Here is a 24,287-nt window from a genome sequence, read left to right on the forward strand (position 1 = left end):
GACCTTGCTATTCCCCTCCCGGAAGGTCTATGAATTGGGCTATGCAATCGTGCATGGCGTTTCCCATCGGACAAATTGATATATCAACATCCGGAGGAATCTCATGCCAGAAGAAACGGCCATCGGGTGCGCCAGACCCACGGGCGGCGCGGTCACGGATCAGAAACCGGCTGATGGGCCGGAGAATGCGGCGGCGCAGGCGCCGCAAGGAGGAACGCGCATGATCTCCATCGGCAAACCGGCGCCCGATTTCACGGCCCCGGCGTATCTGGACGGCAGATTCGTCTCGGTGCGGCTTTCGGAATATCTCGGCAAATGGGTCGTCCTGTGCTTCTACCCGGGGGACTTCACCTTCGTCTGAGCCACGGAAATCTCGGCGGTCGCCGAGAAGCATCCGGAGTTCGCCAGCCTGGGCGTCCAGGTGCTGTCCATGAGCACGGACAGCGTCTTCGTGCACAAGATGTGGGTGGAGCATGAGATTTCCAAGATGGTGACGGCGAAGACCGTGCCGTTCCCCATGCTCTCGGACGCCGGGGGCAAGGTGGGCGAGATCTACGGGGTCTACGACGCCGACGCGGGCGTGGATGTCCGGGGGCGGTTTTTGATCGACCCCGACGGCATCGTGCAGGGCTTCGAGGTGCTGGCCCCGCCCGTGGGCCGCAACGTGAGCGAGACCATCCGGCAGATCCAGGCCTTCCAGCTGGTGCGGGAGAGCAAGGGGACCAACGCCACGCCGTCGGGCTGGTCCAAGGGCAAGCCGGTGTTGTCGCCGAGTCCCGATCTGGTGGGGCATGTCTGGGAGAAGTGGAACGTCAAACTGGCCTGAGACGGACGCGGCAGCGGCCAGGCGCGGGGCGTTTTGAGAAGGATGCCAGGAGAGGCGAGATGTCTGGCGTGACGTGCGCCGCCCTGTGCTTCACTGACGCGGCCAGACACGGCCAGACACGGCCTGACGCAGCGTATGCTTCATGGGCCCGGCCCCCCGGAAGAGGGAGGCCGGGCCCATGTTTTTTCAAAACGGCGCGGGGCGATGCGAAACGCCGACCGGGATGGCCCGGCTTGAGATCAGGCCGAGGTGAGCTGGTTCAGATACGACCGCGCGGCGACGGCCAGAAACCCGGAGCGGGTCATGCTTTCCGATCTGGCGGCCCGGTCCACCCGGGCCAGCAGGCCTTCGCCCATGGTAATGTTCACGCGTTTTTGGCGCGATTCAAAGGCGGCCAGGGGCACGGGAAAGACCATGGCGCCGGCAGGGGACTTTTCCAGGATGGCCGTGTGAGGAGAGGGAGGCGGCACGGGCATGCCCAGATCCTTCAGGGTCTGGATGTGGCCATCCAGGGCGTCGGCGGCCATGGTGAGGGCCTGCTGTTCGTCGTCGCCCTCGGTGATGCAGCCCGGCAGATCCGGAAAGGTGACGGTGAAGCCGCCGCGGTCATCAGGGTCGAAGATGGCGTGATAGTACATGTTCATTCCTCGCGGTACAGGCCGCAGACGAAAGACAACTCCCTGCGGGCTATTTCAGATTCAAGCCCGACTGCCGTTCGATGCTGTGCACGGTTTTGGGTTTCAAGTCTTTTTTGGGATGCGGTACCGTGACCAGCCCCGGGATGTCGGGGTGCCGGAAATGCCAATGCGAACCTTTGACCCGGGCTTTGCGCCATCCGGCGGCCAGGAGGCGGCGGATAACCTCATCACTGTCCATGCGACCGATCCGTGTTGATCCGGTCCACCATGACATTCTTCCCTTGGTGAATGTATGGCGATAAAATACACACGGTGGGGCGGCTGGTCAAGGCCGCCAGATGCGAAAAAAGCGTCCCGGCCGCAGTACACGGCCGGGACGCTTGGGGTTGTTCTGAAAGGACGGCTACACCTCGAAAAGCGACTCCAGGTCCGTGCGGGTCAGGGACTTGAAGGCATCCTGGCCCGGGATGATGGCCTCGGCCACGTCCTTTTTCTGCTCCTGGAGCTTTAAGATCTTCTCCTCCACGGTGTTCTGGCAGATCATCTTGTAGGAGAAGACCTGGCGCAACTGCCCGATGCGGTGGGTGCGGTCCGTGGCCTGGCTCTCCACGGCCGGGTTCCACCACGGGTCGTAGTGGATGACGTAGTCGGCGCTGGTCAGGTTCAAGCCCGTGCCCCCGGCCTTGAGCGAGATCAAAAACATCTTGACGGACTCGTCGTTGTTGAAGGTGTCCACCTGCTCGAAGCGGTCCTTGGAGGAGCCGTCCAGGTAGGCGTACTTGATCTGGGTCAGTTGCACCCAGGAGCGGATGATATGCAGCATCTGCACGAACTGGGAGAAAATGAGCACCTTGTGCCCTTCCTCGATGATGTCCGTGACCAGATCCTTGAAGGCGTCGAACTTGCCCGAGGGCAGGTTGGTGTTCATCCCGGGCATGTCCAGCTTGAGCAGGCGCGGGTGGCAGCAGATCTGCCGAAGCTTGAGCAGGGCGTCCAGAATGGACATCTGGCTCTTGGCCAGGCCCTTTTCGTCCACGGTCTGGAGCACCTGGTCCCGGAGCTTTTTGGCCAGGGCCGCGTACAACTCCATCTGCTCGTCGAGAAGCGCGCAGTAGTAGACGTTTTCCACCTTGGGCGGCAGATCCTTGGCCACCTCGGACTTGGTGCGGCGCAGGATGAAGGGTTTCACCCGGCCGCGCAGGTAGTCCAGGGTCTCCTCGTCGCCGTCTTTGATGGGCTTGACGATGCCCCGCTGGAAGGCGTTCTGGCCGCCCAGAAATCCCGGCATGAGGAACTCGAAAAGCGACCACAACTCGAACAGGTTGTTCTCGATGGGCGTGCCCGACAGGCACAGCCGGGTCTTGGCGGACAGCCGCCTGACCGAGCGGGCGGTGATGGTGTTGGGATTTTTGATGTTCTGGGCTTCGTCGAGGATGACGGCGTTGAACTCGAACTTGAGCAGCTCGTCCAGGTCGCGGCGCAAAAGGGCGTAGGTGGTGACCACCAGGTCCGACTCGCCGATTTTTTTGAACATGCCCTCCCGGCGCGCGCCATAGATGATGAGCTGCTTTAAGCTCGGCGCGAATTTCTGGGCCTCGCGCTCCCAGTTGGGCAGAACCGAGGTGGGCACCACGATGAGGTTGGGACCCCTGACCCCGGCTTCGTGCATATGCAGGAGAAAGGACAGGGTCTGCACGGTCTTGCCCAGGCCCATCTCGTCGGCCAGGATGCCGCCGAAGCCGTATTCGCGCAGGAAGTTTAAGTAGCTCAGGCCCTGGAGCTGGTAGGGGCGAAGCGTGGCCGACAGCCCCTTGGGCGGCTTTAAGGGGATGATCTCCGTAAAATCATGGATCTTGCGCCTGAGCTTGTTCCAGAAGGAATCCGTGCGGGCCTCGGGGATGTCCTCCAAAAGTTTGTCCAGAACCGGGGCCTCGAACTGCTTGAAGCTCGTCTGGGGCGGCTTTTCCGGGTCGAATCCCAGGGCCCGCAGCTTATGCGCCAGCTTGGTCAGCCAGGCTTCGGGCAGGCTGGTGTAGGAGCCGTCTTTGAGCTGCACGTAGCGTTTGCCCTGGGTCCAGGCCTTCCAGATCTTCTCGATGGGCACCTTTTGTTCGTCGTATTGGACATTGAGGTTCAAGTCGAACCACTTGTCCTCTTCCTTGGACTCCACCTCGGCCACGATGACCGGCTTGGTCAGGCGCACCTTGTAGCGGGTCAGGTTTTGCTCTCCGTAGACCCGGTATTGCTCCACCAGCTTGGGATAGGCGTCGAGCAGAAAGACGATGGCCTCTTCCGGTTCAAGGAACCAGTTGGCGTTGTTTCTGGGCTGGAAGTGCATCTCGGTCAAAAGCGAGATGAGCTTTGCCTCCTCGTCCTGGTTTCTGGCCAGAAGGAAGGACTTGCCGTTGGACTGGTAGGAGCCGGTCTGAAGCTCGGCATTGGGCCCGGGAACGGTGATCTCGCCATGCTCGGTGTCGTAGACGTTTTGGATCTGCAGCGTCAGAAGGCTGCCTTCCTCGTCCAAAAAGAGCTTGGGATTGAAAACCGCAGGCACGAAAAACGGCCGCATGCGCGCCATGAATTCGTCATGGCCGTGCAGGTCCGAGACCGGCAGGTTGGACCACACCCGGTCCAGGAATTCCGAGACGTCGGAGGTGGGGATAAACGGCGGATTCTGCACCATCTCCTTGATCACGTCCGGGGACAGCCCGGTCTGCACCGGATAGAACCCCCGGTTCCAGCACACCCACAAGGGGAGGCGGCCGTAAAAGAAAATCTCCCGGCCTAGGATGGAGAAGGGCGGCTTGCCGTCAGCGCCGAGCAGGATGTCGAAGGTCAGGCCCTCGTCGCCAAGGACCGGGGACAGTTGCAGGCGCATGGTCTTGTTTTCGATGCGTACGGGCTGCTCGGTGTCGCGCCAATAGAGGTAATATTCTTTGTTGATGGCCCAGAAAAACCAGCTCAAAAGCCCGGGCGGGATATCCACGCGGTGCCCGTAATAGTCCAGGTTGTGGCCGATCTGCTCGGCCACCATGGGCAGAAACGGCGACATCTCGCTCCAGTCCGGGTTCTTGATGATCTGTTCCAGGGTGATTTCCTGATGCACCTGGGAGATGCCGGACTTGTTCTGGCGGGCCCGGTAAAAGGCCACCTGGAGACGGCCGTGTTCGGGGTGGAAGCGGTAGATGAAATAGTGCCGCCCAGCCTCGGGTTCGGGCTCGGTGGAAAAAAAGGCCCGGAAGGTCTGCCTCCATTCGGTTTTCTGGGCGGCGTGGGTCTCTTCCTCGTCCGTGGTGTCGTCGAGGTTTTTGATGAGCTTTAAGGCCGTGGCCCCCACATGGCGGCAGACGCCGGAAAAGGAGTCCGGGCAGTTGCAGAAAAAGTTGATGGTCCGGTCCTTGAGATTGACCGAGAGTTCCGAGGCGTAGACCTGGAAGTCCTCGCCCTGGATCTGGCCGTCCACATCCCAATAGCCATCGCGCTTTTTGACGGTGAGCTTTTGCACGCCGTCCTGGGCCACGATGGCGTGGGAGCCGTCGATGATGTATTCGGGAATGGTTTCCCTGACGAATTCCTGCAAAAGGCTTTTAACCGTTTGCTCCTCTTTGCCGACAGCCATTGTGCAAGGCGCTCCTTCAAAAAAAAGTCCGTCCCGGATCGTTGTGCAAAAAAACGGTACGGCCGGTGTGGGTCTTTATGTCGGTTGCCGACGCCTCCCGCCGGGGCGGGACGGGCCGCAACGGGCAGGCCCCGAATCGTATTTCTCAAACATACACGAAGGCCCATGATTTTGGGAAGCAAAGATTGCGCTTTGCCCCTACGTTCATTTTTCCCAGGAAGCAGGGGATTTTCGCGCCGTCTCCGGCATATGCGGAACCGGCCGGGAGGGACTTGGTTTTTCGGGTGGCGGCGTATATGCTCCGTTGGAGCGACAAACCAAACCAAAACGCGCCGTGGGCCGCCGCCGTCCGGCAGGCCGGTTTCCCGGCGGCGAAAAAGGTGGAGAGACGGCCGTGGCCAGATACGCAACGCTTGCCCTTGTCTTCGTCATGGCCGCCTGCCTGCTCGCGTTGTCCGGGTGCGGCGACGGCGGCCAGCCGGAACCCGCCGCGTCCGCAACCCCGGGGGCCGCTTCCGGGGCAGCCTCCGGGGCCGCCGACCAGTCCGCGCCCGCCGCCGCCCCGGGGACGCCCGTGCCCGGCGGCCGCATCATCGAGGCCATGCTCGGCGACGCCACCAACCTCATTCCTCCCCTGTCCTCGGACTCGGCCTCCCATGAGGTGGCCGATCTCATCTACGTGGCCCCGCTGCGCTACGACAAGGACATCAACCTGGAGTGCTGGGCGGCCGAAAGCTACGAGGTGCTCGACGACGGCAAGCTCTTGAAATTCGTCCTCAAGCCGGGCATCCACTGGTTCGACGGGGTGGAGCTGACGGCTGCGGACGTGGAATTCACCTACAAGCTCATGATTGACCCAAAAACCCCCACGGCCTACGCCGGGGACTTCAAGGCCGTGTCGTCGTTCACCGTCACCGGGAAATACTCATTTGAGGTGCGCTACGACGAGCCCTTCGCCCGATCCCTGGTCACCTGGGCCAGCTCCATCCTGCCCAGGCACGTCCTGGAAGGCCAAGACCTCATGAACACCGAACAAAGCCGCAACCCCCTGGGGGCCGGTCCCTACAAGCTGTCCGTGTGGGAGCCGGGGCGGCGCATCGTGCTCGACGTCAACCCCGACTATTTCGAAGGACGCGCCTATCTGGATCAGGTCGTGTACCGGATAATTCCCGACCTCTCAACCATGTTTTTGGAGCTCAAGGCCGGGAATCTGGACATGATGGGGCTCACCCCGCAGCAATACCTGCACCAGACCACGGGCCGGGAATGGGATGAGAAATTCAAAAAATACAAGTACCTGTCATTCGGGTATACCTTTTTGGGCTACAATCTGCAAAATCCGATGTTCGCCGACGTGCGGGTGCGCCAGGCCCTGGCCCACGCCATCGACAAGCAGGAGATCGTCAAGGGGGTGCTCCTGGGCCTGGGCATGCCCACCATCGGGCCGTACAAGCCCGGCACCTGGATCTACAACGAGTCCATAAAGGACTATGCCTTCGATCCCCAGAAGGCCAAGGCCATGCTGGCCGAGGCCGGGTGGACCCCCGGGGCGCACGGTGTTTTGACCAAGGACGGCAAGCCCTTTTCCTTCACCATCCTGACCAACCAGGGCAACGACCAGCGCATCAAGACCGCCACCATCATCCAGCAACGCCTGAAGGAAATCGGCATCGAGGTGGCCATCCGCACCGTGGAATGGGCGGCGTTCATCAAGGAGTTCGTGGACACGGGCCGCTTCGACGCCATCATCATGGGCTGGACCATTCCCCAGGATCCGGACGGCTACGACGTGTGGCATTCCTCCCGGGCCGTGCCTGGCGGGCTCAATTTCGCGGGGTTTAAAAACGCCGAGGCCGACGCCCTGCTGGAAAAGGGGCGGCGGACGTTGGACCAGGCCGAGCGCAAGAAATACTACGACGCCTTCCAGGAAGTCCTGCACCGGGAGCAGCCCTACTGCTTTCTCTACGCCCCCTACGCCCTGCCCATCCTGTCGGCCCGCTTTCAGGGCGTCGAACCGGCCCCGGCGGGCATCGCCTACAACTTCACCAAGTGGTGGGTTCCCAAAAACCTTCAGACCTTCTCGCTGACCCGGGATTAACGCGGCCTGCCGCACGGTTCCACTATCCCTATGATCCGCATAAACGAAATCATCGACAAGGTGTCGGGCTACATGTCCGAGGCGGATCTGGACCTGATCCGCAAGGCCTACGTGTTCTCGGCCACGGCCCATGCCGGGCAGACCCGGCTCTCGGGCGAACCCTACCTGTCGCACCCCCTGGAGGCGGCCAACATCCTGGCCGAACTGCGCCTGGACGCGGCCACGGTCTGCGCCGGGCTTTTGCACGACACGGTGGAGGACACCAAGGCCACTGTGGACGGCATCGAGGAGGATTTCGGGGAGGAAGTGGCCGACATCGTGGACGGGGTGACCAAGATCAGCCAGATCTCCTTCGAATCCAAGGAGGAGGCGCAGGCCGAAAACATCCGCAAGATGATCCTGGCCATGGCCGAGGACATCCGGGTGGTCCTGGTGAAACTGGCCGACCGGCTGCACAACATGCGCACCCTGGACTATCAAAAGCCCGCCAAGCAGGCCCTGATCGCCCAGGAGACCATGGACATCTACGCCCCCCTGGCCAACCGCCTGGGGCTGCACCGCGTAAAGATCGAGCTTGAGGACTTAAGCTTCAAGTACTTAAAGCCCGAGGTCTTCGCCCAGATCCGCGACGGCCTGACCCGCCACCACACCCTGGGCGAGGCCTACATCGAGCAGGTCATCGCCCAGATCAACGAGCTTCTGGCCAAAAACGGCATCCGGGGCCGCATCCAGGGCCGCAAGAAACACATTTTCAGCATCTTCAACAAGATGCGGCAACAGGGCCTGTCCCTGGACCAGGTTCACGACCTGATCGCCTTCCGGGTCATCGTGGACGGCCTCAAGGACTGCTACGCCGTGCTGGGTTTGGTGCATTCCATCTGGAAGCCGGTGCATGGGCGGTTCAAGGACTACATCTCCATGCCCAAGGCCAACATGTACCAAAGCCTGCACACCACGGTCATCGGTCCGGACGGCGAGCGCATCGAGATCCAGATCCGGACCGAGGAGATGAACCGGCTGGCCGAGGAGGGCGTGGCCGCCCACTGGCAGTACAAGGAACGCGGCAAGGGACGGTTCAGCCCCAAGGACATCGACCGCTTCACCTGGCTGCGGCAGATCATGGACTGGCAGCGCGAGCTGAAAGACTCGCGCGAATTCATGGCCACGCTGCGCATCGACCTCTTTCAGGACGAGGTCTACGTGTTCACCCCCAAGGGCCAGGTCAAGGAGATGCCCGAGGGGGCCACGCCCGTGGATTTCGCCTACATGATCCACACGGCCGTGGGCGACCATTGCGCCGGGGCCAAGATCAACGGGCGGCTCTCCCCCCTGACCACGGCGCTCAAAAACGGCGACGCCGTGGAGATCATCACCGACGCGAACCGCACCCCCAGCCGCGACTGGCTGAAATTCGTCAAGACCGCCAAGGCCAGAACCCGCATCAAGCACTGGATCAGGACCGAGGAGCGGGCCCGGAGCATCGCCCTGGGCAAGGAGATGCTGGAAAAGCAGGGCCGCAAGGACGGGGTGAACATCCAAAAGGCCATAAAGGACGGCAGCCTGCGGGCCGTGGCCGAGGAAATGTCGCTTGGCGGCGTGGACGAGTTGTTTTCCGCCGTGGGCTATGTGCGGGTCACGGCCAAAAAGATCATCGGCAGGCTGTTGCCCGCCAGGCCGGAGATGACCAAGGCCGAGGCCGAGGCCGAAGCCGTGGCCGTGGCTGCCGCCGCCGCCACCCAGGCCAAGACCAAATCGTCCGACGCCATCCGCATCCAGGGCGTGGACAACGTGCTGGTGCGCTACGCCCAGTGCTGCAACCCCCTGCCCGGGGATCACATCGTGGGCTACGTCAGCCGGGGCCGGGGGGTGACCATCCACACCCACGACTGCCCCAATGTGCAAGGTTTTGAGCCCGAACGGCTTTTGCGGGTGAGCTGGGAGGGCGAGGAGGAGCGGCCCTATCCGGCCCGCATGCGCATCCTGGCCAAGAACATCAAGGGCGTTTTGGGCAGGATATCCGTGATGCTGGCCGCCGAGGGGGTGAACATCGACTCCGGGGCCATCCACTCAAGCGTGGACGGCACCACGGAGATCCTTTTCACCGTGGAGGTCACGGACACCTCGCACCTGTACCGGACCATCGAACGGGTCAGCACCCTGGACGAGGTCATCGAGGTCAAGCGTCTGGCCATCTCCGGCCCGGCTGTAGAATACGGCAAGGCCGAGTCCGAGTCCCTCCCGGATGGCGCGGGAGAGCCCTGACACGGCTTAGCCCAGCCGCTGGGGAATATGCCCTGCGGCGAGCCATGAAACGGCTTGGCCCCGCCGCTGGGGGAATATGCCCTGCGGCGAGCCCTTGAGACGGCTTGGCCCCGCCGCTGGCGGTGGTGGCCCTGCGGCGAACCACGTCTCCGCGTTTCGGGCCGCTTTCGTGGGGAAATCGCGCGGCCTTGGCGTCAGGCCTCGGCGGTGATCTCCCCGATGGCCGTGTAGAACGCCTTCAGGGCCGTGTCGCGTTCGGCGGCGGTCTGGGCGGAATACAGCTCGGCCTGATAGTCGAACATGGCGTCGTAGTACTGATACTGCGGGGAGGCCGTCACGTCCTCGGGCAGCATCTCCGACAGGGTGTCGGCGAAGGTCTTGAGCGCCGTGGTCTTGGCTGCGTTGGTGTCGGACGAATTGCCCGCGCTGCGCAGGGAGGACTGCAACGTCTGGCAGGCCAGGGTGTACTGGTAGGCCATGTCGGCGATGCTTTCAGCGGCCATGGCAATGCCTCACAGGTGTGTTTTGCGGGAAGCCTCCCCGGACGGACCATCCGGCCGGAAGGATTTTCCCGTATCGGGGAAATTGCAAAGATCCTGCCGAACCGGATGTGCCGCCTAGGCAGTGGGAAACATTCAGGAATCGTTGAGCGTGCCGGGGCGTAGCGGCAGAATATGCCTGGCGCGGACCAGGGAAAGGAGACAGCCATGACCGGGAAAGGCCGGCTTCTCGCAGCGGCGGTGTGGGCGTTTTGGGTGTGCGCGGCGGCCGTGGGGGCTTTTGCGGCCGGGGCCCAGGAGCAGGCGGCCAAGGACTATGCCGAGGCGGCCAAGGCCATGTCCTCGGGGGATACGGCCGGGGCCTCCAAGGCCCTGTCCCGGATCATCGAATCGGGCCAGACCCCGCCCGCCATCCTGGTCACGGCGTATTTCAGCCGGGGGGCCATCTATCACGCCAAGGGGAACCTGGATGCGGCCCTGTCCGATTACGACCGGGCCATCGGCCTGCGCCCGGACTATGGCGACGTCTACGCCAATCGGGGCAACGCGCGCTACGCCAAGGGAGACAAGACCGGGGCCGTGGCCGATTTCAGCAAGGCCGTGGAGCTTTCTCCCTTTTCGGCTTTGGCCTTCAACAACCGGGGCTATTTTTATCTGGCCGAGGGCGATCCGATAAAGGCCACGGCGGATTTCGACCGGGCCTTGAACCTTTCCCCCAAATCCCCGGAGATTTTGTGCAACCGGGGCATGGCCAGGCTTCTGCGCGACGACCCCCAGGGGGCGCTTCTGGATTTTCAGGCGGCCATCGACATCAGTCCGCAAAACGCCATGGCGTACAGGGGGCGGGGGCTGGCGTATGACGCGCTAGGGCAGAAGGACAGGGGGGCGGCCGATCTGTCGAAATCGAGGGAGCTTGACCCCCGGCTGGCCGACCCGGTTCCGGCGAAGAAGTAAGTATTTTGAATGTCGGGTGCGTGGCCGGGCTCGGAGCCGGGTTCGTGGCCGGGCTCGGGGCCTGCGACGCGGCGCTTCGGCAGGCCATGCGTCGCTTCGCTCGGGCCTGCCGGGCACGCCGCGCGCAAACCCGTCGCCCGGCCTGTCCGTTTCAGCCTGACGCGAAAATCCGCAGCATGAGGCCCGCAGGCGATGGGCCTGTCCGTTTTGGCTTGATGCGAAAACCCGCAGCATGAAGTCCGCAGGCGGGGGGCTTGTCCCCGGTCGGGGATTCCAAAGGGGCCTCGCCCCTTTGGCCGCCGGAGGCTTCCCCTCCAACCCCATGCCACGCCGCCGGAGGCTTCCCCTCCACCCCCCCGGCCACGCCGCCGCTGACTTCTCCCGGTCGTGCCGGGCCGCAGGGGCCTTACCGCACCACCACGATGGTGCACGGGGCGATCTGCACCAGCCGTCCGGACACGCTGCCCAAAAGCATATTGTCCAGGGCGTTTTTGCCCCGGCTGCCCACGATGATCTCGTCGGCCTTTTCCTGGCGGGCCAGTTTGGCGATGGTCTCGGCCGGGCGTCCGGCCTCGGCCAGGGTGCGCAGCCGGACCCCGGCGGCCTCGGCCTTCTGGGCGGCCTCGGCCAAAAGCTTGTTGGGTTCGCGCATGAGCCGCTCCCAGGCGTCGGGGATCTCCTCGCGCTTGTAGGCCAGAAAGGTCAGCCCCTCCACCACGTTGACGCACAACACCTCGGCGCCGTGGCGGGTGGCCTCGAAGATGGCCCGGTCCAGGGCCTTGTCCGACAGTTCCGATCCGTCCACGGCCACAATGATCTTTTTCATGCCGCTTTCTCCTGTTCCGGCTTGGATGGAATAAGGACAAGGGCCGTCGCCCTCGGTTGCTCCCTGCGTCGTCTCAGTCGGCCCGCAGCACCACGGCAAAGGCGTTGCATGAGGCGACCGCCGTATCCCCGGGCGAAAGCCCCAGGGCGCGCACGCTTTCGGCCGTGACCGCCGAGCACAGGCGCGTGCCGTCTTCCAGGCGCACCAGCACCTCGCCCGTGAGTTCTCCGGTCGTCACGGCCTCCACCTGCCCGCAAAAAACGTTTTCGGCGCTGGTCGCGGGCGGCCTGGCCCCGGCCGTGACCACCACCCAGGGGGCCTTGATCTCTGCCGTGAGAAAGGTTCCGGGGCGGATGTTCAGGCTGGACAGGCTGGCGTTGGTGATCACCGAGGTCAGCTTATGGCCCCCCAGGGTGAGCATTTCCACCACGGACTGCACATCGCCCTGGCGCACCCGGACCACCTTGCCGTAAAAGGCGTTGCGGGCGCTGGTCTTGCGCCTGGCCTCGGCGGCCAGCACCCGGCGTTCGATGCGCCGCCGGTCTTTTTCGGAGAAATCCAGGTATGAGGCAGTCAAAACCGGGGTGGAATGCCCCAGGATTTTTTGCACCACCAGAAGCGGCGCGCCCTGGCGCATGAGTTCGATGGCCCGGGACCGACGCAGGGCGCTGGGGTTGGCCATGTCTTTTTGCAGGCCGCAGGCCGTGGCCCGCTCGTAAAATTTGCGGCGCACGAATCCCTGGTCCAGGTGCAACAGGCGGCCACGCCAGGGGGCCAGCCCGGGATCGTCCCGGGCGGCGGCCAGTTCCCGGGCCAGGGCCTCGGACAGGCGCACCTCGCGCCGGGCGTCGTCGTGCGCGGCCGAAAAGACCATGACCCCGCGCCCCAGGTCGATGTCGCGGCGGTCGTCTACGGCCAGCACCTCGCCAAGCCTGGCCCCGGTGTGGCGGATGACCAGATAGACGAGGCGCACCCGGCGGCGCGAGGCCGCCGAATCCGCCCGGCGGGAGGCCCCGGCCCACCTGGTGAAGGACTCGGTCAGCCGTTCCAGGTCCACGGTGTCCAGGTGCTTGACGCCTTCGGGCACGAAAAAAGCCCCTCCCGGGCGGGGAGCTTCCGGGCCGTCGCCGTGGCCTGGGAATGGATCGGGCGGCAGGGGGGAGGGTGTGTCCATAGGCAACCCTCTATGCCGCAACCGCCCGGAATGCAAGGCGCTTGCCACGCCTGCGAGGCCTCCAAGGTGATCGGTCCATTCGAGTGCTCCCTCAATCGGTCATTTTCATTTGTCAGTGGCATATGGGGAGGACTTGACAATAGTCACTAAAAGTATTTTATTCGTGACTAAAAGAGGCAGGGAACGTTCTCACCCGGGAGATGTCCATGTACTTCGCAACCGCCGGCATCGAAGTGTCCCCCCTGGTTCCGCCGCTCGTGGCCATGGGCATCTCCTTTTTCACCTCCATGGCCGGGGTGTCCGGCGCCTTTTTGCTGTTGCCCTTCCAGATGTCCTTTTTGGGGTTCACCAACCCGTCGGTCAGCTCCACCAACCAGCTTTTCAACATCGTGGCCATCCCCAGCGGCGTCTACCGCTATTTGCGGGAGGGACGCATGGTCTGGCCGCTTACCTGGGCGGTGATCATCGGCACCCTGCCCGGGGTGCTCTTCGGAGCCTGGGTGCGGGTGGCGTATCTGCCCGACGCACGGCAGTTCAAGCTGTTTGCGGCGGCGGTCCTGGGCTACATCGGGTTTCGCATGGTGCGCGACCTGCTGACCCGGAACAAGACCGGCCAGGGCAAGGCCGAGGCCGAAAAGCGCTTCCAGGCCCTGGTGCGCGAACATCGGCGACGGGCGGCACAGGCCACCCAGTCCGGCGGGGAACCGCTCCCGGCCGTGAGGGTGCTGCGCTTCGACGCCTCGCGCATCGCCTATGAATTCTACGGCGAGACCTACGACGTCTCCACGGCGGGCATCTTCTCCCTGAGTCTTGTGGTGGGCATTGTGGGCGGGGTGTACGGCATCGGCGGCGGGGCCATCATCGCGCCGTTTTTCGTGTCCATCTACGGGCTGCCGGTCTACACCGTGGCCGGGGCGGCGCTCATGGGCACGTTCGTCACCTCCATCGCCGGGGTGACGTTCTATCAGGCCATCGCCCCGTTTTATCCGAACATGTCCGTGGCCCCGGACTGGCTCCTGGGGCTGCTTTTCGGCCTGGGCGGCATGATGGGCATGTACCTCGGGGCCAGATGCCAGAAGTTCGTCCCGGCCAGGGTCATCAAGTGGATGCTGGCGGCGGTCATCGCCTACACCGCCGGTTCCTATGTCCTGGAGTTTTTGCGCTAGCGCGGCAACCCTGCAAACCCCTCTGGCGTTTGTCCGGGAAAAGGGCGGTTCTTGCGGGCTGCGGGGAATGCTGCGCCGTGGCCGTTTCTGCGGACGCCGTCAAGGCGCGGCGGCCCGGCGCCCCGGGGCCGTCTGGCGTGGCCCATGTGCATGTTTTTTCACCAGCGTGGTAAAGAACCGCCCTGGCGCGGCCGAAAAGACATGCAGGCAAAATGACGGCGCGGCCGGGGAAAAACAAAGACCCAAGGCCCACGCGCGCCGTCTCCGCGCGGGAGGGCGACATGGGACGGGTCATCACCCCCAATTTTCATCATCGGGAAAAAAAGGTTCGCACCTGCACGGTTTCCCCAGCCCCTGCGGAGCCGCTTTTCTCCGATGCCGAGATCTGGTCCAGGGACTATGCCCAGGCCGACGGCGTGGTCTTCGGCATATGCGCCCTGGCCGCCATCCTGTCCCGGCACCTTGGCCCGGATGAGGCCTGGCCCCCCCTGCTGCTGGGGCTGCTGGACGCCGCCAGGCGGCACCTGGAACCGCGCACCGGCCAGCTTTCCCAGGCGGCCCGGGATCTGAAGGATCTGCTGGTGAGCGAGAGTCGGGCAGGCAACGCCCAGGATTTTTCCGCCGCGCTGCTCATCACCGATCTCATCGAATATACGCCGCGTTATCGGGTGACCTCGGGCCGCTGAGCGTCGGAGGCGGCCCCATCCCCTTTCAGGCAGTCGCATCTTGCGGCTGCCTGTTTTTTTATGCCCCGCCTCCCCCTGGGACGAACCCGGCTGACCCGTCCGGATGGACCGGCCGTATGGCGCGTCCCGTTTCCGGCTATCCCATCTCCTCCCACACCCGCCGCACGGCCTCGGCCTGGGCGTCAAGGCCGTAGGCCCGGGCGCAGTCGGCCGCGTGGCCCAGGATCGCGTCCAGGGCCGGGCCGCCGTCGAGCACCAGGCGGGCGGCGGCCTCCAGGGCCAGCACGGTCTGGGCCACGTCGGCGTCCGGGGTGACGAAGGCGTTGCCCCCCCACGGCACGGGCCTAAGCGGCGGCCAGGACGGGGCGAAGGTCGGCGGAACGGGGCGCATATAGTCCAACCCCCCCAGTCCGGCGTAGCCCACCACCACGCAGCCGCTGGCCATGGCCTCAAGCGGCGGCAGGGGGCAGCCCTCGGGGAAGCCCACGGCCAGGAAGATGTGGCTTTGGCCAAGGGCCGTGGCCACCTGGGCCTGGGTCATGTCCTGGATCGGGGTGAAGCGGATGGGCAGGCCGGTCTGGGCCTGCCGCGCCTGGACGAGGCGGAAGATCTGGTCGGCCAGGGCCTTGTTTTTGCGCGGCATGTAGGCCACGCACACCTCGTTGGCGGGTTTTTCCCCGCCGGGCCGGAAGAGCCCGAGATCGATGCCCGGCCGCAGGATGGGCGGACGGCGGCCCGTGGCCAGTTCGATGAACCCGGCCACCGGGTCGGAGACGGCCAGAAAGGACACGGGCAGGTTGTTCCAGGAGACGTGGGCGGGCAGGCCGTTATGCAGATAGGCCCAGTTCTGGCAGTAGACCAGGCAGCGGGCCTTGGCCGCAAGCCCCGGGGTCAGGGCGTTGGGCCAGCCCTCGGGAACCAGCCAGATGTCGTCCGGGGTCAGGCGCAGTTCCTCGAAGGGCACGCAGGCCACCTCCGGGGCCAACTCGGCCACGGCGTCCGGCGTGATTTCCCGGGGGGCCAGGGCCACGGGGTATCCGGCCCGGTGCAGGTGGGCGGCCAGCCGCAGCAGCACGGCCAGCCCTCCGGCGGGTTTGCGCAAGGGGGGCAGAAAGATGTAGGTGCGGAGGGTGTCGGTCACGAAGGCTCCAGATGGCGGGCCGCGATGAGGCGGCTTGTCAGAACCGGCCCGAGCCGGTAGGTTTGTGGTCCATGGAAAGAAACGGCGGGCGTTGCACGACGCCTGCCGCAACCAGCAGCACCGGGAGGGCCAGGTGGTCAATGTCAACGCGGCGGCGGACCAGAATGTCCGTATCGGTCCCGAGGATGTCCGCATTGCGCGCCTTGGGGAATCCCGGGTGGCCTGCCCCAAGGCCTGCGGCCGGTTCGTGCCGGACGAACCGTCGGTCATGGCCTATATCACCAAACGCCAGATCGGGGAATACGGCGGCGAACCGGTCTTTTTCGAGGAGGCCGGTCCCCGGGAGCGCATCTTTTTCGATCCGGCCAAGACCAAGTGCGCCATCGTCACCGTGGGCGGCATCTGCCCGGGCATCAACGACGTCATCCGGGCCATCGTCATGGAGGCCCACCACAATTACGGCGTGGCCGCGACCCTGGGCATCCGCTACGGATTGCGCGGGTTCATCCCGGCCTGCCGCCACGACGTGATGGAACTGACCCCGGACAATGTGGCCGACATCCATGAATTCGGCGGCACCCTGCTCGGCTCCTCGCGCGGTCCCCAGCCCGTGGACGAGATCGTGGACGCCCTGGAGCGCATGAACATCAATTTCCTGGTGCTCCTGGGGGGGGTGGGCGGCATGCGTGCGGCCACGAGCATCGTGGACGAGATTACGGCCCGGGGCCTCCCCATCGGGGTGGTGGGCATCCCCAAGACCATCGACAACGACATGCGTTTCGTGGCCCGGACCTTCGGCTTCGTCACGGCCGTGGAGAAGGCCACCGAAGCAATCGCCTGCGCCCACACCGAGGCCGTTGGCGCGCCCTACGGCATCGGACTTTTGAAGCTCATGGGCCGCAGCTCCGGATTCATCGCGGCCACGGCGGCCATGGGCCTCAAACACGTCAACTTCGTGCTCATCCCCGAGGAGCGTTTCGCCCTGCACGGCCCGGGCGGGTTCCTCACGGCCCTGGGGGACCGGCTGGTCAAACGCGGACACGCCGTGGTTGTGGCCGCCGAGGGAGCGGGGCAGCATCTTTTGCCGCCGACCGGCGAGGTCGACGCCTCGGGGAACCCGGTTCTGGGCGACATCTGCGGCCTGCTTTCACGCGAGATCAAGACCTATTGCCAGGGCCTGGGCCTGCCCATCACCCTCAAATACATCGATCCCAGCTACATCATCCGTTCCGTCCCGGCCAATGTGGCCGATGCGGTGTATTGCGGCTTTTTGGGCCAGCACGCGGTGCATGCGGGCATGGCCGGAAAGACCGGCATGCTGGTGAGCTCCATGCACGACCGTTATGTGCATGTGCCCCTGGCCCTGGTCAGCGCCGACCGCCGTCGCATCGACACGGATTCCGAATTCTGGCAGGCCGCGCTCGATTCCACGGGCCAGACCCGGCTGGCCGTGGCCGAGGAACCGGCTTCGGCCGACAGCAAGGAGTGATCATGCCCGATACGTTAAGCCGCACCCTGGCCGCCATCGCGCCGGTGGACGGCACGCTTCGCAAAAAGGCCATGGCCCATCTGGACAACCTGACCAAACCCCGGGGCAGCCTGGGACGCCTGGAGGAGACGGCGGCCCGCCTGTATTGCATCGCCGACGGCCAAGCCCCGGGCGTGGACCCGGCCCGGATATTCACCTGCGCCGGGGACCACGGGGTGACGGCCGAGGGGGTCAGCCCCTTTCCCCAGGCGGTGACCCGGCAGATGGTGGCCAATTTCCTGGCTGGCGGGGCCGGGGTCAACGCCCTGGCCCGCACGGCCGGGGTGGGGCTGACGGTGGTGGATGCAGGCTGCGCGGGCGGCGAATTCGCCCCGCATCCGTCCCTGGTCTCGGCCAAGGTCATGCCCGGCACGGCCAATCTGGCCGAGGGCCCGGCCATGAGCGCGGCCCAGTGCCAGCAGGCCGTGGAGACGGGCATTCGCCTGGCCAACGCGGCGGCGGCCGAGGGCGCGCGCTGCCTGGGCATGGGGGAGATGGGCATTGGCAACACCACGCCGTCCACGGCCCTTTTTTGCGCCTATCTGGGATTTACGCCGCTTGAGATCGCCGGTCCCGGGGCGGGGCTTAATCCGGCCGGGGTGCGCAAAAAGGCCGAGGTGGTGCGCAAGGCCCTGTGGGCCAACGATGCCGCCGTGTCCGGCGGGGATGCACTGGAGATTCTGGCGGCGCTGGGCGGTTGCGAGATTGCGGTCCTGGCCGGGCTGGTGCTGGGCGCGGCGGCCAACCGGCTGCCTGTGGTGGTGGACGGGTTCATCTCCACGGCGGCCTACGTGGCGGCCTGGAAGATGCACCAGGATGTGGCGGACTATGCCTTTTTCAGCCACGCCTCGGCCGAGCACGGGCATGTGATGATCATGGAGGCTTTGGGGGCCCGGCCGCTTTTGCACCTGGACATGCGGCTGGGGGAGGGCACGGGCGCGGCCATGGCGATATTTATCTTGCGCTGCGCCGCCGCGATATTCAACGACATGGCGACGTTTGAAAAGGCCGGGGTCAGCGGCCAGGCCTCGTGACGCACCGGGATCGCGCCGGGGACGCGCCGCCCGGGCGCTTGGCGCGGACCCTGGCCGCACCTTCCGTGTGTCCAGGGCACAGGCGGCTGTGGAGCGATTCCGAATCGGCCTTGAGACGCACCTTCCGTGCGCCCAGGGCACAGGCTTATTTGTCGAGGGAGCAGGACGAGGTCATGAATCTCTCGGCATCCGTGATGTAGGATTCCAGGTCTTTTGATTCGCTGTCCGGCATCGGGGCGAATTTCAGCCCGAAATGCCTGCATGCCTCGTTTTTCTGGTCCAGTGCGCGGGTCAGGGTTCCGGACAGGGAATATTTTACCGGCTCCAGTCCCGGCAAGACGAACTGCACTATAACGTCGTCGCCAATCTTGAGTAGGGAGACGCAGTCATGGGCTGTGTCCATGGCGATCTGGCATCCATCCAGGGAGATGTCCAAGATGTAGCATGCGCATTTTTTATCGGCAAAGGTGATTTCGCCGCCGAAGAAAACGCTGACGCGTTTTCCTTTCCGAATGTTGTGGACGGCAATCTTGCTTGGATAATCAACGAGAACGATCCGCTGCGGCGTGAAAACGGCGCCCTGCACCACCGTCTCGAATCCACACACCAAGCCATCGCACGACATGTACCTGATGACCAGTTTCTTGCCGTCATAGATATGGTCGCGCACGGTCACGACCGTGGGCAGGCTTAGGACCATGTATTTGTGCGGCGACCAGCCGACAAATCGTGAGGCGAACCGTTCTCCCACCCCCTGGGGTTCGACCACGGCCTTCGATCCCACGGCGATGTTCATCTCCTGGCTTCGTACAATCCGCACGAATAACTCGGACGGCATGGGAACCTCCTTGGGAAAAGACGCAGAGTCGTTGCGTTGCCGGTGGGGCTTCGTTCACTATCCCGGCAAACGGGTCTCCTGTCCAGCGTATGAACTGAAGTAGGGCCTGGGCACGTTGCCTTGGGCGTGCGCACCGCAGAATACTCCCATCGCCTGGGCGTCGGGCAGAGTCGGCCCCGCCTGGGGACCGCAGCTTACCCGACGGCCGGGTTTTCCGCGATCATCCCGGTCTCCAGCCTCCAGGCCGGGGCGCCGCCTGTCGGCACGAATCTGGCTACCCGATGATGGAAGGCTGCAAGGGCAGGGCGGTGGGAGATGCTCAAAATGGCTGTCTCCGGCAGGCGGGTGACAAGCAGGCTGTACAGGGCCTTCTCGGAGGTCTCGTCAAGGGCCGAGGTGGCTTCGTCGCAAAACAGCCATCGCGGCGCGATCAGCAGCGCCCGCGCGAAACTCAGGCGCTGCTGTTCGCCGACGGAAAGCGTCTGGTCCCAGTGGCGTTCTTCGTCCAGGAGGCTTGTCAGGTGGGACAGGCCGCAGTCGGTGAGCGCCGCCGCGATCGTTTCCGGGCCATGGCGGTCTGCTGCGTCCGGATAGGCTGCGGCGTCGGCCAGGGTGGTGATCGGGAGGTAGGGCTTTTGGGGCAAGAAGAGAATCCGTTCGTTTTCAGGCATGACGAGACGGCCCCCGGCAAAGGGCCAAAGACCGCCGAGGGCCCGAAACAGGGTGGATTTGCCACAACCTGACGGCCCGGTGAGCATGACCCGTTCCCCGGGAGACAGGGTGAATGAAGTCCCGGAAAGCAGTGTGCCATCGTGAGGCAGAGACAACCGCAGGTCGTGGAGGTGCATGCCCGTCGCGGCGGGGTCGTGTTCGCGGTCGAGCCCCTCGCCCCGCCGTGCGGCAAGGTTCTCCAACGCCGCCTCAAAGCCGGTCAGGCGGTCCACCGTGGCTTTCCACGCCGCGAGTCGCGTGTATGCGTCGATGAACCAGGACAGCGCGGACTGGACATGGCCAAAGGCCGAGGCGGTCTGCATGAGGCCGCCAAGCTGGATGCTTCCGGAAAAATAGAGCGGCGAGGCGACGAGAAAAGGGAAGATGACGGCTGCCTGGGAATAGCCTGCGGAAAACCAGGTCAGACGTTTCTGGCGTCGCATGATGTCCCACCAGTTCATCACCACGTTGCGGAAACGGAAGGACAGCTCGTCGGCCTCCTGCTTTTCGCCGCCGTAGAGTCCGATGGCCTCGGCGTTCTCTCGTACCCGCACCAGGTTGAAACGGTAATCGGCCTCGTAGCGTTGCTGGAGAAAGTTGAGCCTGATCAGCGGGCGGCCGATGTAATGCGTCAGGAGCGACCCCGCTCCGGCGTAGAGCAGGGCGGCCCACAGCATGGACCCCGGGATGGGCAGGTTCAGAAGATGGATGTCGCCCGAGAGGTTCCACAGGATTACGGAAAAGGAAGCCAGCGACACCACGGATTCGATAAATCCCAGGGACAGGGAAAGGGTTTGCTCCACAAATTGCCCGATGTCCTCGCTGATGCGTTGGTCGGGGTTGTCGGTCAGACCGTTTTCAAACCGGAGCCGGTAGGCGTTATGCGGGGTGAGCCAGCGGTGCGTACAGCGTTCGGTCAGCCAACGCCTCCAGCGAATTTGAAGCATCTGGCGCAGATAGATCTGGTAGACGGCCACGATGATGAATATGACGGCCAGGATTGTAAATCTTCCCAGGAGTCTGAAAAAGGCGGCCACATCTTTTTCCTGCAGCGACGTATAAAAGAGGTTGTTCCATTCGTTGAAGAGCACGTTGAGATAGACGATGCCCAGGCTCATGCCGATAATGGCGACGAGGAGCAAGCCGGATTTGAGCTTTTCCTCGCTCTTCCAATAGGGCTTTGTGAGTTTCCACAGGTCGTGGAGAAAGCGCCTTTTGGCTGCGGACATGAGGGCACTCCTGTTCGGGGTATGGGGTTGCGGCGATTTGGGCGCCTCTCCTTTAGTCATTCGGCGGGTTGGACGCAACCTCCCCCTTGTGATCCTGATCCCGGCATGGGCATGGTTCGCGCCGCCTGGGGCCGCCCAGGGCCGTCCGGGATGTGCGCGTGGTGCATGAACTGCCTCGCCGCATTCGCCTCAAAGGCGGATTGTTCCGGCATCCCCGGCTCAACACCGATCACCTCGAGGCCCATCTCGCCTCGTTGCCCGGGGTCGACCGGGTACGGGCCAATCCCTACGCCGGTTCGCTTGTCGTCCGGCATGACGGCCTGCCGGGGCGCACGGGCGACATCCTGGCCGCCCTGGGGGCGCTTCCCCCGGTGGTGTTCGTCAAGGGACCGGCCAGGCCGCGCGAGATCAGCCGGATGGATATCGGGCTGCACCTGCTCGCGGCGGTCGCCAGTTTTGCCGTGCCGCCCGTGGTGCGGCTGGTCCTGGCTGTCCTGGTCGGACTGCCGGTGGTCGTGGACGGGGTCAAAAATCTTCTGTCCCGGGGAGTTACGGCCAAATCCCTCGACGCGGCGAGCGTGGGGCTGTGCCTTGCGGTGGGCAATTCCCCGTCCGTGTGCGCCATCGCCCTGATGCGCATTTTCGGCGACTACCTCAAGCAGACCAACGACAAACGTTCCAACGATCTGCTCCACAGTCTGCTGCGCCTGAAGCAGCAGGCCGTGTGGGTCGAGCGGGAAGGCGTGGAGATCGAGGTTGCCCCGGGCGATGTGGCGGTGGGCGACGTGGTCGTCTGCGGGCCGGGAGAACTGGTCGCCGTTGACGGGGAGGTGCTGGCGGGCGCCGCGCTGGTCGACAAGAGCATGATCACCGGCGAATCCATCCCCGTCAGCCTGGAAAAAGGCGATGAGGTGATTTCCGGTTCGGTGGTGGAGAGCGGCTCGTACCGCGCGCAATGCCCGAGTCTACGCCCGTTGCCCGGCGTACAGCTCGTCCAAAATTGCTTTGCCGCCCCGGGCCAGGACCGTGGCCGCCACCCGGCGTCCCAGGGCCTCGGCCTCGTTCCGGGGGCCCGTGGCCGTCTCGCGCACCACGCGCTCTCCGGCCACGTCCGAGACCATGCCTGTAAGCGTCACGGCGTCGCCGTCGATGACCGCCCAGGCCGAGATCGGCACCTGGCAGCCGCCGTCCAGGCCGCACAGAAACCCGCGTTCGGCGAAGACCGCGTCGCGGGTGTCCGGATGGTCCAGAAAGGCCACCAGCCCGGCGGTTTCCGCATCGCCTACCCGGTATTCGATGCCAAGCGCGCCCTGCCCGGCGGCAGGCAGAAAATCCGGCGGCGTCAGAGGGACGCGTCCCGGCGCGGACAGCCCCAGGCGGTTCAGGCCCGCCCCGGCCACGATGATGGCCGCGAATTCCCCGCTTAAAAGCTTGCCCACCCGGGTGTCCAGGTTGCCGCGCAGGTCCGCGATGTCCAGATCCCGGCGGCGCATGAGCAGTTGCGACTTGCGCCGCAGGCTGCTGGTGCCCACCCGGGAACCGGGGGGCAGGGCGGCAAGCGACGCCTCGCCCCGGGTCAAAAGCACGTCATGCAGCTCCTCGCGTTCGGGCACGACCCCCAGCACCAGCCCCCCTGGCTGGTCGGCGGGCACGTCCTTCATGCTGTGCACGGCCACGTCGGCCCGGCCGTCCAGCAGGGCCTCTTCGATCTCTTTCACGAAAAGTCCCTTGCCGCCGACCTTGGCCAGGGGCACGTCCAGGATCTTGTCGCCCTTGGTCTTGATCTTTAATAGCTCGGTTTCCAGGCCCGGATGGGCCTTCCGAAGCCGGTCGGCCACGTGGTTGGCCTGCCACAGGGCCAGCTTGCTGCCCCGGGTGGCGATGACGATGCGTTTTTTCATGCCGTGAAATCCGGTTCTTGTCGCGGGTGTTGGGTGCGCCGTCGATCTCCGCACGGACGTGAGTCACGGCGGGAGCGATGTTGTCTGCACGAATCCTGCCTATCCGACGCGTCGCAGCCTAGCCGCAGGTGGAGCAGTTGCCGCCGGAGCATCCGGCGCAGCCTCCCGAGGAGGCCCGGGGCGCGGTGGCGGTGAATCCCGTCTCGCTGGAGCCCCGGCCGACGCGGCAGCAGGACAGAAGCTTTTCGGTCTTTTGGGCCTTGCACTTGGGGCAGGCCGGGGCCGGTGCATCGGCGGACACGATGTCCTCGAACTGGGCCCCGCAGGCCCGGCAGACGTATTCATAGATGGGCATGGCAAAAACCTCCGTTTTTCCGTGAAAAATGGGCGCGGGCCAGGGGGCGTGCCCGGCTATCCCTCGTCGAGATAGGGGCGCAACTCCATGACCGCTTCAAAAAGATAATAATCAACCAGCCGACAGAGAAGATGTCCGGTGGCGATATGGATTTCCTGGATGAGCGCGGTGGTGGTGTGGGGCACGAGCAGGGCGAAGTCGCTTAAGGGGACGATCTCCCCGTTTTGGCCGGCCAGGCCCACGGTGACCATGCCCTTGTCGCGGGCGGCGCGCATGGCCTCCAGGACGTTTGGGCTGTTGCCCGAGGTGGAGATGCCGACGAGCACGTCGCCGCGCGCCCCCAGGGCCTGCACCTGCTTGGCGAAAATCCGTTCGAAGCCGTAGTCGTTGCCGATGGCCGTCAGCGCCGAGGTGTCCGTGGTCAGGGCCAGGGCGGGCAGGGGCGGGCGTTCGATCTGGAAGCGGTTGACGAATTCGGCGGCCAGATGCTGGGCGTCGGCCGCGCTGCCGCCGTTGCCGCACAATACAATCTTGCCGCCCCGGGCCAGACAGACGGCCATGGTCCGGGCCACCCGGGCGATATGCTCGGCGTTTTCGGCGAAAAAGCGCTCCCGCAGGGCGCAGCCTTCCCGGGCATACCCCAGGATGTCTTCCACCACATGGCCGGACATGCGCTATGATCCTTTGCGATGGTGATGCGCCGCCACACGACGGCGCACATGTTGAAAAAAAACGACCCTATCCCAAGACGCTGGCGATGACAACGAGGCCGCGCCCGCCGCACGCGCCTCGGGTCGGCCG

Annotated in this window: 20 protein-coding genes and 1 pseudogene; 9 read left to right on the forward strand and 12 right to left on the reverse strand. The window is 64.7% G+C overall.

Features of this window, described 5'->3' with window-relative positions:
* Window positions 1–103 precede the first annotated feature (103 nt).
* The gene (gene prxU / locus GD606_RS20640; protein ID WP_163302247.1) at window positions 104–826 is read left to right on the forward strand and encodes a thioredoxin-dependent peroxiredoxin; all 723 of its coding nucleotides are present in this window, start codon (window positions 104–106) and stop codon (window positions 824–826) included.
* Between the two features lie 239 nt (window positions 827–1,065).
* Here the strand turns inward: prxU and GD606_RS17315 are convergent, their stop codons facing one another.
* The 3 genes from GD606_RS17315 to GD606_RS17325 all read right to left on the reverse strand — a co-directional run bounded on the left by GD606_RS17315 (window position 1,066) and on the right by GD606_RS17325 (window position 5,083).
* Window positions 1,066–1,464 (reverse strand): type II toxin-antitoxin system HicB family antitoxin, encoded by a 399-nt coding sequence (locus tag GD606_RS17315; RefSeq protein ID WP_163302246.1) that lies wholly within the window; start codon window positions 1,462–1,464, stop codon window positions 1,066–1,068.
* 49 nt (window positions 1,465–1,513) lie between these two features.
* Window positions 1,514–1,702 (reverse strand): type II toxin-antitoxin system HicA family toxin, encoded by a 189-nt coding sequence (locus GD606_RS17320; RefSeq protein ID WP_163302245.1) that lies wholly within the window; start codon window positions 1,700–1,702, stop codon window positions 1,514–1,516.
* Between the two features lie 165 nt (window positions 1,703–1,867).
* On the reverse strand, window positions 1,868–5,083 hold the full coding sequence (locus tag GD606_RS17325; protein ID WP_163302244.1) for a DEAD/DEAH box helicase: 3,216 nt from the start codon (window positions 5,081–5,083) through the stop codon (window positions 1,868–1,870).
* Window positions 5,084–5,513: 430 nt separating this feature from the next.
* On the opposite strand from GD606_RS17325, the gene GD606_RS17330 reads away from it, so the two are divergent.
* Window positions 5,514–7,181, forward strand: a complete 1,668-nt coding sequence (locus GD606_RS17330) for a peptide-binding protein (RefSeq protein WP_163302269.1) — start codon at window positions 5,514–5,516, stop codon at window positions 7,179–7,181.
* Window positions 7,182–7,211: 30 nt separating this feature from the next.
* Entirely contained in the window at window positions 7,212–9,443 is a 2,232-nt protein-coding gene (locus tag GD606_RS17335; RefSeq protein WP_163302243.1) for a RelA/SpoT family protein, read from the forward strand.
* A gap of 194 nt (window positions 9,444–9,637) precedes the next feature.
* Here GD606_RS17335 and GD606_RS17340 read toward each other — a convergent pair whose 3' ends face one another.
* On the reverse strand, window positions 9,638–9,946 hold the full coding sequence (locus GD606_RS17340) for a hypothetical protein (protein ID WP_163302242.1): 309 nt from the start codon (window positions 9,944–9,946) through the stop codon (window positions 9,638–9,640).
* A gap of 204 nt (window positions 9,947–10,150) precedes the next feature.
* Between GD606_RS17340 and GD606_RS17345 the strand changes: the two genes are divergently transcribed.
* Window positions 10,151–10,897 (forward strand): tetratricopeptide repeat protein, encoded by a 747-nt coding sequence (locus tag GD606_RS17345; RefSeq protein ID WP_163302241.1) that lies wholly within the window; start codon window positions 10,151–10,153, stop codon window positions 10,895–10,897.
* Between the two features lie 406 nt (window positions 10,898–11,303).
* Here the strand turns inward: GD606_RS17345 and GD606_RS17350 are convergent, their stop codons facing one another.
* The gene (locus tag GD606_RS17350; protein ID WP_163303528.1) at window positions 11,304–11,723 is read right to left on the reverse strand and encodes a universal stress protein; all 420 of its coding nucleotides are present in this window, start codon (window positions 11,721–11,723) and stop codon (window positions 11,304–11,306) included.
* 73 nt (window positions 11,724–11,796) lie between these two features.
* Window positions 11,797–12,897, reverse strand: coding sequence for a TOBE domain-containing protein (locus GD606_RS17355; protein ID WP_218108820.1), 1,101 nt, complete (start codon window positions 12,895–12,897; stop codon window positions 11,797–11,799).
* Between the two features lie 206 nt (window positions 12,898–13,103).
* On the opposite strand from GD606_RS17355, the gene GD606_RS17360 reads away from it, so the two are divergent.
* Entirely contained in the window at window positions 13,104–14,063 is a 960-nt protein-coding gene (locus tag GD606_RS17360; protein WP_163303530.1) for a sulfite exporter TauE/SafE family protein, read from the forward strand.
* Between the two features lie 281 nt (window positions 14,064–14,344).
* Window positions 14,345–14,749, forward strand: coding sequence for a hypothetical protein (locus GD606_RS17365; protein WP_163303531.1), 405 nt, complete (start codon window positions 14,345–14,347; stop codon window positions 14,747–14,749).
* Between the two features lie 136 nt (window positions 14,750–14,885).
* Here the strand turns inward: GD606_RS17365 and GD606_RS17370 are convergent, their stop codons facing one another.
* Window positions 14,886–15,890, reverse strand: a complete 1,005-nt coding sequence (locus GD606_RS17370) for a glycosyltransferase family protein (protein ID WP_163303532.1) — start codon at window positions 15,888–15,890, stop codon at window positions 14,886–14,888.
* Window positions 15,891–16,062: 172 nt separating this feature from the next.
* On the opposite strand from GD606_RS17370, the gene GD606_RS17375 reads away from it, so the two are divergent.
* Window positions 16,063–17,379, forward strand: coding sequence for an ATP-dependent 6-phosphofructokinase (locus GD606_RS17375; protein ID WP_163303540.1), 1,317 nt, complete (start codon window positions 16,063–16,065; stop codon window positions 17,377–17,379).
* 2 nt (window positions 17,380–17,381) lie between these two features.
* Window positions 17,382–18,452, forward strand: coding sequence for a nicotinate-nucleotide--dimethylbenzimidazole phosphoribosyltransferase (gene cobT / locus GD606_RS17380; protein WP_163303533.1), 1,071 nt, complete (start codon window positions 17,382–17,384; stop codon window positions 18,450–18,452).
* A gap of 145 nt (window positions 18,453–18,597) precedes the next feature.
* On the opposite strand, the gene GD606_RS17385 is transcribed toward cobT, so the two are convergent.
* Both GD606_RS17385 and GD606_RS17390 read right to left on the reverse strand, forming a co-directional pair.
* The gene (locus tag GD606_RS17385) at window positions 18,598–19,290 is read right to left on the reverse strand and encodes a flagellar brake protein (RefSeq protein WP_163303534.1); all 693 of its coding nucleotides are present in this window, start codon (window positions 19,288–19,290) and stop codon (window positions 18,598–18,600) included.
* A gap of 194 nt (window positions 19,291–19,484) precedes the next feature.
* Window positions 19,485–21,230 (reverse strand): ABC transporter ATP-binding protein/permease, encoded by a 1,746-nt coding sequence (locus tag GD606_RS17390; protein WP_163303535.1) that lies wholly within the window; start codon window positions 21,228–21,230, stop codon window positions 19,485–19,487.
* 632 nt (window positions 21,231–21,862) lie between these two features.
* Here GD606_RS17390 and GD606_RS20965 point away from each other — a divergent pair.
* Window positions 21,863–22,123, forward strand: a pseudogene (locus GD606_RS20965) (P-type ATPase actuator domain-containing protein); the annotation flags it as partial.
* A 72-nt stretch (window positions 22,124–22,195) separates the two neighbouring features.
* On the opposite strand, the gene hemC reads toward GD606_RS20965, so the two are convergent.
* The 3 genes from hemC to GD606_RS17410 all read right to left on the reverse strand — a co-directional run bounded on the left by hemC (window position 22,196) and on the right by GD606_RS17410 (window position 24,157).
* Window positions 22,196–23,131 carry a hydroxymethylbilane synthase gene (gene hemC, locus GD606_RS17400; RefSeq protein WP_163303537.1) on the reverse strand — a complete coding sequence of 312 codons (936 nt, stop codon included), beginning with the start codon at window positions 23,129–23,131 and terminating at the stop codon, window positions 22,196–22,198.
* Between the two features lie 118 nt (window positions 23,132–23,249).
* Window positions 23,250–23,486, reverse strand: a complete 237-nt coding sequence (locus GD606_RS17405; RefSeq protein ID WP_163303538.1) for an FmdB family zinc ribbon protein — start codon at window positions 23,484–23,486, stop codon at window positions 23,250–23,252.
* Window positions 23,487–23,542: 56 nt separating this feature from the next.
* Window positions 23,543–24,157 carry a D-sedoheptulose 7-phosphate isomerase gene (locus tag GD606_RS17410; RefSeq protein WP_176629337.1) on the reverse strand — a complete coding sequence of 205 codons (615 nt, stop codon included), beginning with the start codon at window positions 24,155–24,157 and terminating at the stop codon, window positions 23,543–23,545.
* Window positions 24,158–24,287: the final 130 nt, after the last annotated feature.

Source organism: Desulfolutivibrio sulfodismutans DSM 3696 (assembly GCF_013376455.1).
GTDB classification, from domain to species: Bacteria; Desulfobacterota; Desulfovibrionia; order Desulfovibrionales; family Desulfovibrionaceae; genus Desulfolutivibrio; species Desulfolutivibrio sulfodismutans.

Bases quoted from the DNA above. Each gene is read 5' to 3' on its own strand.
- GD606_RS17345 (WP_163302241.1), top strand. From the start codon at position 10,151: ATGACCGGGAAAGGCCGGCTTCTCGCAGCGGCGGTGTGGGCGTTTTGG.
- cobT (WP_163303533.1), top strand. From the start codon at position 17,382: ATGCCCGATACGTTAAGCCGCACCCTGGCCGCCATCGCGCCGGTGGAC.
- GD606_RS17365 (WP_163303531.1), top strand. From the start codon at position 14,345: ATGGGACGGGTCATCACCCCCAATTTTCATCATCGGGAAAAAAAGGTT.
- GD606_RS17360 (WP_163303530.1), top strand. From the start codon at position 13,104: ATGTACTTCGCAACCGCCGGCATCGAAGTGTCCCCCCTGGTTCCGCCG.
- GD606_RS17335 (WP_163302243.1), top strand. From the start codon at position 7,212: ATGATCCGCATAAACGAAATCATCGACAAGGTGTCGGGCTACATGTCC.
- GD606_RS17410 (WP_176629337.1), bottom strand. From the start codon at position 24,157: ATGTCCGGCCATGTGGTGGAAGACATCCTGGGGTATGCCCGGGAAGGC.
- GD606_RS17320 (WP_163302245.1), bottom strand. From the start codon at position 1,702: ATGGACAGTGATGAGGTTATCCGCCGCCTCCTGGCCGCCGGATGGCGC.
- GD606_RS17350 (WP_163303528.1), bottom strand. From the start codon at position 11,723: ATGAAAAAGATCATTGTGGCCGTGGACGGATCGGAACTGTCGGACAAG.
- GD606_RS17390 (WP_163303535.1), bottom strand. From the start codon at position 21,230: ATGTCCGCAGCCAAAAGGCGCTTTCTCCACGACCTGTGGAAACTCACA.
- GD606_RS17325 (WP_163302244.1), bottom strand. From the start codon at position 5,083: ATGGCTGTCGGCAAAGAGGAGCAAACGGTTAAAAGCCTTTTGCAGGAA.
- hemC (WP_163303537.1), bottom strand. From the start codon at position 23,131: ATGAAAAAACGCATCGTCATCGCCACCCGGGGCAGCAAGCTGGCCCTG.
- GD606_RS17315 (WP_163302246.1), bottom strand. From the start codon at position 1,464: ATGTACTATCACGCCATCTTCGACCCTGATGACCGCGGCGGCTTCACC.
- GD606_RS17355 (WP_218108820.1), bottom strand. From the start codon at position 12,897: ATGGACACACCCTCCCCCCTGCCGCCCGATCCATTCCCAGGCCACGGC.
- GD606_RS17340 (WP_163302242.1), bottom strand. From the start codon at position 9,946: ATGGCCGCTGAAAGCATCGCCGACATGGCCTACCAGTACACCCTGGCC.
- GD606_RS17330 (WP_163302269.1), top strand. From the start codon at position 5,514: ATGGCCGCCTGCCTGCTCGCGTTGTCCGGGTGCGGCGACGGCGGCCAG.
- GD606_RS17405 (WP_163303538.1), bottom strand. From the start codon at position 23,486: ATGCCCATCTATGAATACGTCTGCCGGGCCTGCGGGGCCCAGTTCGAG.
- GD606_RS17385 (WP_163303534.1), bottom strand. From the start codon at position 19,290: ATGCCGTCCGAGTTATTCGTGCGGATTGTACGAAGCCAGGAGATGAAC.